Origin of the sequence: Methylobacterium sp. WL64, from assembly GCF_008039945.1 — a bacterium.
Taxonomy (GTDB): Bacteria; Pseudomonadota; Alphaproteobacteria; order Rhizobiales; family Beijerinckiaceae; genus Methylobacterium.
In genome coordinates, this window is record NZ_VRVA01000139.1 from 1 (window position 1) to 12,235 (window position 12,235).

Annotated in this window: 13 protein-coding genes; 5 read left to right on the forward strand and 8 right to left on the reverse strand. The window is 66.7% G+C overall.

The window, feature by feature from the left end:
• The first annotated feature begins 491 nt into the window (after positions 1 to 491).
• Positions 492 to 776: a hypothetical protein gene (locus FV242_RS29445; protein WP_246692945.1), complete on the forward strand. Its 285-nt coding sequence runs from the start codon at positions 492 to 494 to the stop codon at positions 774 to 776.
• Between the two features lie 412 nt (positions 777 to 1,188).
• Here FV242_RS29445 and FV242_RS29450 read toward each other — a convergent pair whose 3' ends face one another.
• Positions 1,189 to 1,395, reverse strand: a complete 207-nt coding sequence (locus FV242_RS29450; RefSeq protein ID WP_147941394.1) for a hypothetical protein — start codon at positions 1,393 to 1,395, stop codon at positions 1,189 to 1,191.
• Between the two features lie 448 nt (positions 1,396 to 1,843).
• Here FV242_RS29450 and FV242_RS35870 point away from each other — a divergent pair, with 448 nt between their 5' ends.
• The 4 genes from FV242_RS35870 to FV242_RS29465 all read left to right on the forward strand — a co-directional run bounded on the left by FV242_RS35870 (position 1,844) and on the right by FV242_RS29465 (position 5,559).
• Positions 1,844 to 2,032 carry a MetQ/NlpA family ABC transporter substrate-binding protein gene (locus FV242_RS35870; RefSeq protein ID WP_246692946.1) on the forward strand — a complete coding sequence of 63 codons (189 nt, stop codon included), beginning with the start codon at positions 1,844 to 1,846 and terminating at the stop codon, positions 2,030 to 2,032.
• 12 nt (positions 2,033 to 2,044) lie between these two features.
• Positions 2,045 to 2,569 carry a MetQ/NlpA family ABC transporter substrate-binding protein gene (locus FV242_RS35875; protein ID WP_246692947.1) on the forward strand — a complete coding sequence of 175 codons (525 nt, stop codon included), beginning with the start codon at positions 2,045 to 2,047 and terminating at the stop codon, positions 2,567 to 2,569.
• 58 nt (positions 2,570 to 2,627) lie between these two features.
• Positions 2,628 to 4,364: a methyl-accepting chemotaxis protein gene (locus FV242_RS29460; protein ID WP_147941395.1), complete on the forward strand. Its 1,737-nt coding sequence runs from the start codon at positions 2,628 to 2,630 to the stop codon at positions 4,362 to 4,364.
• A 235-nt stretch (positions 4,365 to 4,599) separates the two neighbouring features.
• A complete protein-coding gene (locus tag FV242_RS29465) occupies positions 4,600 to 5,559 on the forward strand; it encodes a substrate-binding domain-containing protein (RefSeq protein WP_147941396.1) in 960 nt (319 codons plus the stop codon).
• Positions 5,560 to 5,628: 69 nt separating this feature from the next.
• Here FV242_RS29465 and FV242_RS29470 read toward each other — a convergent pair whose 3' ends face one another.
• The 7 genes from FV242_RS29470 to mdcC form a co-directional block, all read right to left on the reverse strand.
• Complete coding sequence (locus FV242_RS29470; protein WP_147941397.1) at positions 5,629 to 7,110, reverse strand: aldehyde dehydrogenase; 1,482 nt, start codon at positions 7,108 to 7,110, stop codon at positions 5,629 to 5,631.
• A 71-nt stretch (positions 7,111 to 7,181) separates the two neighbouring features.
• Positions 7,182 to 8,165: a GDP-mannose 4,6-dehydratase gene (gmd, locus tag FV242_RS29475; protein WP_147941398.1), complete on the reverse strand. Its 984-nt coding sequence runs from the start codon at positions 8,163 to 8,165 to the stop codon at positions 7,182 to 7,184.
• A gap of 176 nt (positions 8,166 to 8,341) precedes the next feature.
• Positions 8,342 to 9,262 (reverse strand): acyl transferase, encoded by a 921-nt coding sequence (locus tag FV242_RS29480; RefSeq protein WP_147941399.1) that lies wholly within the window; start codon positions 9,260 to 9,262, stop codon positions 8,342 to 8,344.
• Positions 9,259 to 9,954 (reverse strand): malonate decarboxylase holo-[acyl-carrier-protein] synthase, encoded by a 696-nt coding sequence (gene mdcG, locus FV242_RS29485; RefSeq protein WP_147941400.1) that lies wholly within the window; start codon positions 9,952 to 9,954, stop codon positions 9,259 to 9,261. The genes FV242_RS29480 and mdcG overlap by 4 nt, the downstream gene beginning before the upstream one ends.
• Positions 9,955 to 10,224: 270 nt before the next feature.
• Positions 10,225 to 10,941, reverse strand: a complete 717-nt coding sequence (gene mdcE, locus FV242_RS29490; protein ID WP_147910526.1) for a biotin-independent malonate decarboxylase subunit gamma — start codon at positions 10,939 to 10,941, stop codon at positions 10,225 to 10,227.
• Entirely contained in the window at positions 10,928 to 11,857 is a 930-nt protein-coding gene (locus FV242_RS29495; protein WP_147941401.1) for a biotin-independent malonate decarboxylase subunit beta, read from the reverse strand. The genes mdcE and FV242_RS29495 overlap by 14 nt, the downstream gene beginning before the upstream one ends.
• A 2-nt stretch (positions 11,858 to 11,859) precedes the next feature.
• Positions 11,860 to 12,168: a malonate decarboxylase acyl carrier protein gene (gene mdcC, locus FV242_RS29500; protein WP_147910524.1), complete on the reverse strand. Its 309-nt coding sequence runs from the start codon at positions 12,166 to 12,168 to the stop codon at positions 11,860 to 11,862.
• Positions 12,169 to 12,235: the final 67 nt, after the last annotated feature.

Consider the following 12,235-nt stretch of genomic DNA (forward strand, 5'->3'; position numbering starts at 1 on the left):
GCCTGAAACCAGCCATCAATGGCGTGGGTAATTACTCTCACGGCTCAGCCGCTCAAGATCACTTCGGCTTATCCCAGGAGGAAATCAGCGAAACCCAACCCGCGCAAGGGGGTGGGTAATTACCTTTCAAACGATGGGCCCTCAAGACGACGCTGTCCGCCTCTCCCTGCAGGTTTTCGGTCTACTGGATTTGGCCTCCCACCACACGTACGACGGATAGCGTTCCAGCCGTCCCGTCCGAAACCGATCCCTTCTCCTGTATGGCGATCCACCGACGCTTTCGCATTGCGCGAAGGTGGATAATTGGGAGCACATTTCAGATCTGTTCAGTAGAATAAATCCTCGTTCAGGGGACCAACATGGTTGCCGCTAGGAGGTAGAAATGTACGTGCGGTCATCGGAGATCATTACAGGACAGTCGCCTTTGGCGTCGTGTTGTCAGCTTATCAAGCCGATGCAAATTCGTAATGATACATTGGAGACGATCCGCCATGACCACGAACATCAGACCGTATTTAGCGTCATCCGGTAAAGCTGCTCCCCCGCTGAGTATTGCCTACCCTGAATTGGCTGCTGCCATCGGTAGCACGCGCCATTACACACACGAGCGTGCAGCTTTGGCGAGCGCACTCGACGAAGGTCTGATGGCCGACGAGGTCGCGCGGATCCTGGGTGGACGACGGGTCATCGAAGCTTTCCCGGTCTGGCAGGGTGAAAGTCCGACGCGCTATGCGGCGCGCGCCGTGGCCGAGATGTTCGTCGCTTATCTTCAATAGGCTCTGCTACGTCGTCCCGTTCAAAAGTTCGCCTCCTTGGCTGTCGCGTGGGTTAACGCCGCGCTGCGTTCTCATCCGCGGCGGTCAGAATTGATACGCTCCGAGCGAGAGTTTCAAAGCCTGTTCGACTGAACCGCTGTGGGTTTACCGCAGGCTCCAACTCTTGGGAATGAACCCATGACGAAGTGAAGCCCGCCCTATTCCATTGACGTGCGAGGATGCATTCGATCGCGGCCGAGATCGGCTGCTCGGGCGATGCGCTGCACAGTTGTGTTCGACAGTCCGAGCGTGACAGAGGCCAGCGCATCGAGCCGAGCGCGGATGTGCGTTAGCGGGTCGAAGTTCTGGAACGCGAGAACCACGAACTTCGGTAGGCCAACGAGATACTGCGCAAGGCGAGCGCGTATTCTGCTCAGGCGGAGCTCGCCCGTCTATTCCAGCGATGATCGTCTTCATCGGCGACCATCGGTGCGTCTATAGGATTGTGTCTCGACAGACTCGGGATGAAGCCGATCTGCAGAGTGCTGCCGATCACCTCGTCGTCGTACCACGCCCACGCCGCACGGCGAGATGATCCCGGCAAGCTGCCGGCCGGTGCCCGCAGCGCTTCAGCGCTCAAGGTCGAGATCCGCGGGTGTATGGGGCGAACTTCCCTGTCTACCGCGGACGGAAGGTCTGGCGACAGCTCGGCTGAGAAGGGCTTGCAGTGGCTCGCTGCATCGTCGCGCGGTCAAATCGCCTGGACGGCGATAATCAACCGATCGAGCGCCATCTCCTCCTCGAGTATCGCGGCTCACCGATGATGATGACACGCCACAGCCTATAGGCCGGAGCACTTGCGCTGTCCGCCAACGGAGCCAGGGCCGCTGCCGCCCTGCGGGCGATCGCGTCCTCGATCCCGTATGTGGAAATCCGTGAGTTCCCCGAACGGACGCTCGATCCAGGATTAACCCTGACGCTCATCGAAACCAGCGGCGATATCCGCCCAACGGCATCCTGAGCGACGGCGACGCTGACGCGAAGTCTTGCCGTACGTGCCGTACCCGCGCGCGGAAGAAGCATAACGCGTGGTCAGATTCGCGGTGGCCGCCGTCCATGTCGAGCCCCTGGAGATCTACTTCCGGCACCTGAAGGCCCTGGAGGCGGCGCGGCGAGAGCTGCGCGTCCCGTTGCCGGACAACGTCACGAGCTTCGGCCGAAGGCTGAAGCGCCTTGAGGCGAGCGGACGAGTCCTGCTTCTTTCGGGCGAAGACTAGACGTTCGAAACGGTGCAAAACATCGCCAAGAACCGAAGAGACTTACGGTTCGTCGACGTTACCCCGGCGCAACTGCCGCGCTCCCGCGTCGACGTCGATGTAGCGGTCATCAACGGGAATTATACCTTGGATTCCGGGCAAGTTCCGGCTCGCGCTGGAACGAGACGAGGGCAATTCGTGCGCGAACGTCCTCGCGTCGACGCAGGCTTTGGCGCAGGACGAGCGCATCCTGCGCCTCGTTGCCCTGCTAACATCCGCGGACGTCGCCGCTTTCAACAACGCGCGCTATCGCGGCTGGGGCATTCCCGTCCAACGCGGCTGACCGTCGCGCATATCCGTCCGCAGGTATTCCAGGTTGGCCACCACGCAACTTCGAAAGCCGGTGTTATCGATCCAGCCAAGGTCGTGGATGTTGGCCTTCAGCTGAGTAAATTATTGCGTACATCTGATTTTGTTGAAATATTGATATTAATTCGTGTCAGTATATATTTGATTAAACTTTGTTCTATCGAGTATTCTGTAATTAAGATGTCCTGATAGATAAAAACGCTGTTCGAGATACGTTGAATGAACAAGAAAAATATGCTAACAAATAATGATCATTTATTCCGCAACATTCCAAATGGACGTCGCATTACAGCGAAAAAGAAAAGCCTCTGCAATCAATATACGATCGATCATCATTGGCTCTTCGGTAGCTCTGTTCGTTATATCCATAGCAATAGGATTGTTTTCCGTCGTTCGGATCGGTATGATAAACTCGGTGAGTCGATCCGTCTCCGGCGAGATCGAAGCGGTCACGATCCTCGGACGGATGAAGGCGCTCAGCCAGGAGCTGCGCGCCCTGGACGTCCTAGGCCACAATGCCCGGTCGGACACGGAGCGGCGCCGTTACCTCGATGAGGCCGGCAAGGCCCAGGAGGCGTTCTCCGCCGCCTGGAGTGCCTATGCCCCCACCGTTATGGGCGCAGACGAGCGCATTCTGGCGCATCGATTGCGCGAGGCCTGGCAACACTTCCTCGCCGTGGAGGCCGAAGCGACCGCGTTGGATCGGGCCGGTGAGCGCGAACTCGCCGATACGGTGTTCGCCGAGCCATTCCAGGCGGATGCCGTGGCGTTCACCCAGTCGGTGGATTCCGTCCTGGTCCACCGGCAGGCGCGGGCCCTCGAGCAAATGGCGGAGGCCGATGCGGTCGGCGCCACGTCGCGGCTCGCGGTCATCGTTGCGTTGGCCTTCGCGGCACTCCTGACCCTGGCCATCAGCTGGTTCATCGTCCGTCGTGTGGCCGCGCCGATCGCGACGATGACCCGGGTCATGGCGCGGCTCGCCGAGAACGATCTCACCGTGGCGATCCCGGACGGCGATCGGGCCGATGAGATCGGTGCCATCGCCGGTGCCGTGCAGGTGTTCAAGGAGAACATGCTTCACGCCAAGTCGCTGGAAGACGAGGCCACCCGGATCCGCGTTGAGGCAGACCAGGAGCGCAAGTTCGTCCTGCACGACATGGCGGAGCGCTTCGAGGAGACGGTGGGCGAGATTGTCGGCACGGTCACCGCTGCGGTGTTGCAGTTCCAGGGGACAGCGCGCCAGATGAGCACGACGGCCGGCCAGACGGCGAGCCAGTCGACCACAGTGGCCGCGGCCGCCGAACAAGCCGAATCCAACGTGCGGATGATCGCTGCCGCCGCAGACGAACTCGGTGCCTCGGTCCAGGAGGTGGGGCGTCAGGCTGAACTGTCCGCCGCCATGGCCGATGGCGCCGCCACGGAGGCCTCCCAGACCATCGCGTTCGTGCAGGTTCTCAGCGGCGCAGCGGACCGGATCGGCGACGTGGTCAAGCTGATCGCCAAGATCGCGGCGCAGACCAACCTGCTTGCCCTGAACGCCGCGATCGAGGCGGCCCGCGCCGGTGATGCCGGTCGCGGGTTCGCAGTGGTTGCCGCCGAGGTCAAGCAACTCGCGGGCGAGGCCAGGCGCGCGACCGACGATATTGCCAGCCATGTTTCGGTCATCAAGGCATCCACCTCCGATGCCGTCGCCGCGATCGAGGGGATTGCCACGCGGGTCCGCGATATGAGCGGGACAGCTGCCTCGATCGCCGCGGCCGTCGAACAGCAGGGCGCGGCAACGCAGGAGATCGTGCTCAACATCTCGCAGGCCGCCAACGGCACGGGCGAGGTGACGGCGAACATCACCACGGTCGCCGGTGCGGCGGAGCATACCGGCGCGGCCGCCGACCAGATGCTCGCCTCGGCGAGCACCCTGTCCCGCGACGCGGAACGCCTGGGCGACGAGGTTCAGCGGTTCCTGAAGAGCATCCGGGCAGCCTGACGTGACGATCCCATTGGGCCGGCGACACTCTGCCAAGCCGGTACACCATCGATACCGCCGGCTCGATCGCGGCGCCGTCGGCGTCGCCTCGAACCCGTCGATTCTTCGCGCGCTGATGCCGGACCGGAGCGGATCTCGGCGGCGCGCGCTCCAGGCAGGTGCAAGGACCATGATCGGAACGCTCTGCGGATGGCCCATCTCCCGAATACTCGGTGGCGTGCCGGCGGTTCTTCGGATGTCCACTGGCGATCCGGCCTTTGGATTCGAACGGGTGCGGGGCTGGTGGCCGGCGGCGTTCATGGTCGTCTTGGCGAGCCTGCCGACACCGGTCGCGTCGGCCGCAATCGGCGTGGCGATGGCTGAGCCGAGCGGGTTCACCGCGCTCCTCCGGGACGGCATCCAAAGCTATGCCAAGAGCCTGCCGGATCTCTCCGTGCGCTTCGCCTACGCGCCTCAGGGCGAGGGTGAGAAGCAGGTCGAGCAGGTCCGGCAATTCATCTCCGCCAAGGTCGATGCCCTCGTGGTCCTGCCTGCCGATACGACGACGAACGCGACGATCACGCGCTTGGCCCAGGACGCCGACATCCCCCTCGTCTACGCCAATAACGGCCCCCGGGAGGATTGGTTTGCCGGGCGCGTGGCGTTCGTCCTGTCCAATGATCTCGTCGCCGGACGGTTGCAGATGAGAAAGCTCGCCCAGATGCTGGACCGCAAAGGTCGCGTCGCGATCATCCAGGGTCCGCCGAGCCATACAGCTTCCGCACTCCGCACGCAGGGCGTCAGGGAAGTCGCCGCGGCCTTCCCGGGGATCAGCATCGTCGCCGAAGGCGCCGAGGATTGGGACCGCAAGAAGGCCGCAGCGCTCGTGGCCGGATGGCTGGCGAACGGGACGGCGCCCGATGCCATCGTCGCCAACAACGACGAGATGGCGATTGGAGCCGCCGACGCGGTGGACGCAGCCGGGATCCCCACGGATCGAATCCTGATCGGCGGCGTCGATGCGACACCCGACGGCCTACGGGCGATGCAGCACAAGCGTATGGCCGTGACCGTCTATCAGGACGCCGGCCTACAGGCGCGCAAGGCGGTGGACGACGCCCTCAAGCTGGTCCGGCACGAGCCCGTGCAGCAATATGACTGGGTTCCGTTCGAGCTCGTGACGGACCGGATGTCGACCACGCATTTTTCGAAATAGGAAATTTGCCAGCGCGCTGCGACAGGACCTGCCGCGCCGGGGATGATGTCGCCCGCCGCGGCTTTGCCCCTACCGCATGACGAACGGATTTTCTGGGGCGTCGCGGCTCGTCGAGATCCAGACGCTCTTGGTCTCCAGGTACTCGCGGATGGACTCGATGCCGCTTTCGCGGCCGATGCCGGAGCGCTTCATGCCGCCGAATGGCATCATGTAGCTGACGGCGCGGTAGGTGTTCACCCAGACCGTTCCGGCGCGCAGGCCCTTCGACATGCGCAGGGCACGGCCGATATCCTGTGTCCAGACGCCAGCCGCCAATCCGTAGATCACGTCGTTGCCGAGGCGCAGCGCCTCGGCCTCGTCCTCGAAGCCAATGATCGACAGGACCGGGCCGAACACCTCCTCCTGTGCGATGCGCATGTCGTTGGTGACGCCCGTGAAGATCGTCGGCTCGACGAACTGACCACCGATCACGCCGGGACCGGAGGCTGGGTTGCCGCCGAACACGCAGCGCGCACCCTCGCTCTTGGCGAGCGCGATGTAATCCAGCACCTTCGCATACTGGGGCGGCGTGGTAATCGGCCCGATGTTGGTGTCTGGCTGCATGGGATCGCCGAGCCGGGCGGTGCGGGCAAGATCCACCAGTCGCTCGACGAATGCCTCGCGGATGCTGTTCTGAACGAGCAACCGCGAGCCGGCGATGCAGGTCTGTCCAGTGGCAGCGAAGATGCCCGAGATCGCCCCGGCAGCCGCGGCTTTAAGGTCAGCATCGGCGAAGACGATGTTGGGCGATTTGCCGCCGAGTTCGAGGGAGACCCGCTTGATCTGGCGCGCGGCCGCCTCGTAGACCTTCGCGCCGGTGATATCTGAGCCGGTGAAGGTGATCTTGGCGACATCCGGGTGCTCGACGATGGCGCTGCCGGCCTCGCCGCCGTAGCCGGTGACGACGTTGAACATCCCGTCCGGGAGCCCGGCCTCCTTAGTCAGGCGGGCGAATTCCAGCGTGCTCGCGGAGGCGAATTCAGACGGCTTGACCACGACGGCGCAGCCGGCCGCGAGCGCCGGTGCGCATTTCCAGGCGACGAACAGCAGTGGTGAGTTCCAGGCGGTGAGCGCCCCGACGACGCCCACCGGCTCGTGCCGGGTGAACGCGAACGTCTCGGGTTTGTCGATCGGCACCTGGGCGCCTTCGACCTTGTCGGCGAGGCCCGCGTAATACCACCACCATTCGGGCTGGTAGCGGGTCTGCCCGTACATCTCGGCGAACAGCTTGCCGTTGTCGCGGACCTCGACCTCGGCGAGCGCCTTCGCATCGCGCTCCACGAGATCGCCGATCCGGCGCAGGACCTTGCCCCGGGCCGAGGCGGTCATGGTGGCCCAGGGCCCCTCCCACATGGCGCGCTTGGCCGCCGCCACCGCCTTGTCGACATCGGCCTTGGACGCGCGGGGTATGCGGGCCCAAGACTCGCCCCGGTAGGGGTCGAAGGACTCGAACCACGAGCCGTCAATCGGATCGACGTCCTGGCCGTCGATGTAGAGCTGGTAGGTTTTCACGGCGCGCCTCTCACGCGGTTGACGCGCGTGTTATGGGCGGGAACGCAGTCGGTGACGAGGCTCGCTGCGCCCTACGCGTTGGCGCTGAGGCGCTTGATGTCAGCCTCGACCATCTCAGTGATCAACGACTCGAGGCTGGTCTGCGCCTCCCAGCCGAAGGTGGCCTTGGCCTTGGTCGGGTTGCCCAGCAGCACCTCGACCTCCGCCGGGCGGAAGAACGCCGGGTCGATGATCAGGTGGTCGTCGATGTTCAGGCCGACATGCTTGAACGCGATCACGCACATGTCCCGCACCGTGGTGGTCCGGCCGGTGGCGATGACGTAGTCGTCCGGCTTTTCCTGCTGCAGCATCAGCCACATCGCCACGACGTAGTCCCGGGCGTGGCCCCAGTCCCGCTTGGCGTCGATGTTACCCAGCCGCAGCTCCTTCTGCATGCCGAGCTTGATCCGGGCCACCGCGTCGGTGACCTTGCGGGTGACGAACTCGACGCCGCGCAGCGGGCTCTCGTGGTTGAACAGGATGCCGTTCGAGGCGTGCAGCCCGAAGCTCTCGCGGTAGTTGATGGTCATCCAGTGCGCGTAGAGCTTGGCCACGCCGTAGGGCGAGCGCGGGTAGAACGGCGTCGTCTCGCTCTGGCGCTCTTCCTGGATCAGCCCGAACATTTCCGAGGTCGAGGCCTGGTAATAGCGCGCATTCGGCGCCACCGAGCGCAGGCATTCGAGCATATGGACGGCGCCGAGACCGGTCACCTGGCCGGTAAGCAGCGGCTGTTGCCATGACGAGGTGACGAAGGACTGGGCGGCGAGGTTGTAGATCTCGTCCGGCTTGGTGCTCTGGACGATCCGCAGCAGCGCGGACTGGTCCAGCAGGTTGCCGTCCACGAGTTCGACATCGCCCAGGATGCCGAGCCACTTCAACCGGTGGTCGAACACCCCGGCATGGCTGGAGCGGCGTACGATGCCGGCGACCGTGTAGCCCTTGTGCAGCAGCAGCTGCGCCAGATACGCGCCGTCCTGGCCCGTAATCCCCGTGATCAGCGCGCGCTTGGCTGTCATGAAACCGTCCCGTCCCGTTGCTGCCCGGCTGCTACGACTGGTCCGGCCTTCGCGTCAAGGTGAGGCCACACTGCGCATAGTCTTCGTGGGCTGGCGCGTCGGCCAGCCACATGACTCAGTGTATGCGAAGAAGTGCGCATGGGCGGCCGAATTCTTCGCGGGTAAGCCACTTCGCCCTAGGGTTGGGTCAGCCAGGCGGTGACGCCACCAAGGGACCGGAATTCCTCCAGCGCGTGGACCCGGGCGTCAGGCAGGGCCGACCGCGCCATCGTGGCCAGCGCGCGGCCGGGGCCGAGTTCGATGACCCGGTCGGCGCCGTATTCCCGGGCGGCTTCGAGGCAGGCTGCCCAGTTGATGGTATGGGAGATCTGGCGTGCCAGCTTGTCGAGGCCGTCCTCGGGCCGGAACATCGTCGCCCCGTCGAGCCCGCTGACGAGGCGCGGGGCACCGGCCTGCGGGCGGTGCAGGGTGACGGCATCGAGCGCGCCGCGGAACGCATCGCTGGCCTCGGCCAGCAGCGGCGTGTGCGAGGGCGTGTGAACCGGCAGCACCACCGCCCGCTGCGCGCCGGCCCCGATGGCGTCCCGGCACAGGACTTCGAGCGCATCGCATCGCCCCCCCACGACGCCGCTGTCCGAGGCGTTGCGGATGGCGAGGTGGCATGCGTGACGCCCGGCCAGGGCTTCGAGTGCGTCGAGCCCGAGGCCCCGGATCCCGGCGAGCCCGAACCCCTCCCCGGAGGCGGAATCCATGGCCTCTGCGCGCCGGGCGGCCAGCGCCAGGACGTCGGCGTCGGCGATCCGACCGGCGACGCCCCAGGTGGCGAGATCGCCTATGCTGTAGCCGGCCACGATGGCGCGGCCGGACAAAGCCAGCCCCCGCCAGGCGGCGAGCGCGGCGACGCAGCACAGGATCTGGCCCGTCCGGTTGCCGTGGAGCGCGTCGCCGCCGCTGCGGGCGAGGTCGCGCGGGTCGGTGCCGCCCAGCAGCGGCGCGGCGGCAGCGAAGACGGCCTGCGCCGCAGGATGGCCGGCGGTGAGGTCGAACATCCCCGGATGCTGGCCGCCCTGGCCGGAGAGCAGGATCGCGACACTCATGCGGTCTCCCGGGAGCGCAGGGGGGCGACAGGCCACATGGCGAGCCCGTCGAGGCCCTTGGCCAGCACGGTGCCGCCCTCGGGCGCGTCGCGCAACTCGCGCCAGTGCAGGCCGGTCCCGTCCGGCAGCAGGATCTCGCCGTCGAGACGCATCGGGGCGTTGTCCGCGATGGCAGCGAGCCGGTCGAGCAGGCCGGCCGGTACCGGCCCCGGGCAGGGCCAGAGCAGGTCGAGGTCGGAGGCGGGACTTAGATACGTCAAGCCGGTGACCGCCTGCCACAGGAGACCACCGAACGGCCGCGGTGTCACGCCGTAACGGTCACCGAGCGCCACCACGGCCGCGATGGTCCCGTGCCAGCCGGGAGGCGCATGGGGAGCCACCTCGGCGAGGCTCGGGCTGTCCAGGCGGGTCAGGCGTTCGGCCGGCAGGGCAAGGCCGATCCGGCGCTTGCCGTCGGCGGGCGGCAGCGGCAGCCCGAGGGGGACCGTCCCGGCGCCCTCCCCCGGGACCCGGCGGCGGACGATCAGCGGACGCCCCGCCCCGACCCAGACGGCGAGGTGCGGCACACCGGCGAGGTCGGCGCGGGTGCCGAGCCAGGATGACCAGGCTTCGGGATCGACGCGGACGAGGTCCTGCCGGGTGAAAATGCGAGGCGGGCGGGGTTCGATGTGCGCTCTGTGGATCTGTGCCATCCTCGACCTCGTTTTGAGGTCTCAGGTGAACGTGTCGGAGACCCGATGTCCGCCCACTCCTGAAACGTGACGAACGGCGGAGCAGCCACTTCGTCATCTTGGGGCCGCGCAGCGGAGCCCGGGATCCATAGACGCGAACCGATCAAGATCTGGCGTCGTCGGCGGATCTGGGTTCCGGGCTCGCCTGCAGCGCCCCGGAAAGACGAGGCGGTTTATTCTGCTACGCCCGATCGGCACGTAAGCATCCCACCGCGTTCACTCGGCCTCGCGCTACCCGCGCCGGGCCTGCGCGATCACCGCCTCCGCGATCTCCTGCGCCACCGGCCGACCGCCGCGTTCCGCGCCGAGGCGGTCGCGATTGTCGCCGGGTGTCTGGGTGGCGATCAGGTCGCGGATCTGGGCGTCGAGCGGCCGGGCCGGATCGAGCACCACGTGGACCGCGCCGGCGGCCACCATGTTGTCGAGCCCCGGGGCGAAGACCGGGGTCGACTTCGCCATCTCCTGAAGCTTGTCCAGCGGGAGCTTGGTCACCTTCGCCACGGAGGGTAGATCCATCACGCTCGGGTTGGCGCCCGGCAGCGCGGCGAGCACCCGGGTCGCCAGCGCGGTGGCGATGAACGCGCCGGCGGCGGAGTGGCCGTAGATCAGCCCGATGGTCGGGTGGCCGGAGCGGTCGGCGAGCAGCAGAGCCTTGGCGAGATGGGCTAGGCACTCGTTGAGCCCCAGCAACTCGTCGCGCCGGCTCATGCGCTGGCTGTCGGAATCGACCACCACCAGGATCGGCGCCTTGTCGCCGGCCCGCACGACATCGAGCACGGCCCGCGACAGGACCAGCGCGCCATCGACCCCGAGCGGCGTATCGCCGTCGATTCCGACGACGTGGATCGTTTCCCCCGCGAACGGGCCGCTGCCGGTCACGAGGCCGTCGCGCACAGTGACGGAATGGCCCTGCGGAAAGAGCCCGGCCAGGATCTCAGCGAGCGTCATGGTCGGCCTCCCCCACCCGGGATACGGTCTCGTCGAAGGCGCGCGTGTCCATGGCGGGCACCGCCTCCGGATCGTTGACGCCGAGCCGGGCCCAGATTTCGGTGGCGTCCCGGCAATCGCCGAAGCGCGCGATCCGGGATTCGAGCCGGGCCTGCTCGGCCTCCAGCGTCGCGAGATCGAAGGTCGGCGCCCGACCGATCAGGTCGAGCGCCGCCCGCCGGAAGGCCGATACAGTGTCGGCGCAGAACGCGTCGGCCCCGCCGATCAGCCGCCGGTGCTTGCCGCCCATGGTCCGCCAGACCAGGGCCCGGTCGCGGGAATCGAACTCCTCGGCGCCCTTGTTGGTCTCGATCACCTCGGGGCCCGAGACCGAGATCCGGCCGCCCTCCGAGACGGCGAGCCGGGAGCAGGTGCCGGCGATCAGGCCGCCGCCGCCGTAGCAGCCGGCGCGGCCGCCGATCAGCCCGATGACCGGGATGCCTGCCGCCCGGACGTCGACGATCGCCCGCATGGTCTCGGCGATGGCGGTCTCGCCGGCATTGGCCTCCTGCAGCCGGACGCCGCCGGTGTCGAACAGGATCAGCACGGCCGCCGGCTTCAGGGTGAGCGCGGCGCGCAGGAGCCCGACGAGCTTCGCCCCATGGATCTCCCCGAAGGCGCCGCCCATGAACCGGCCTTCCTGGGCGGCGACGAGCACCGGCTTGCCGTCGAGCGCGGCGCGGCCGACCACGATACCGTCGTCGAAGGCCCGCGGCAGGTCGAACAGCGGCAGGTGCGGGCTCATGCGCCGCTCGGTCGGGGGCAGGAACTCCTCAACGCTGCCGGGATCGGCCAGCGCCACCACGCGCTGGCGGGCGGTGGCCTCGTACCAGCTCAGGGCGTCCGGGTCGGTGCTCGCGGCACGTGCGCCAGCCATGGTCAGGCCTCCATCAGCCGGGCGCCCTGGAGCAGGCGCAACGATACGGTGTCGGGACGGGCGCCGCCGTCATTGATGCTGATGCGCAGGCCCCCGGGCTGGGCGCGTGCGACGAAATCCGCCACCACCGCCTCCCAGACCGCGCCGTAGCCGGCGATCGGCGTCTCGATCGCGACTTCGCAGGCATCCGGCGGAAGCACCCGCTCCAGCAGGATCTCCAGGTTGCCCGACGCCACCACGCCCGTGATGGCGTTCGAGACCGAGCCGGGCAGCGGCTTTCTGGTAGTGTGGCGGAAGGTCAGGGATTCCATCCGACTGTTCCTCGCGTGCGCCTCTCCGCCCCGTGGCGGGGAGGATATGAAGGTGGGGGTGGTTGAG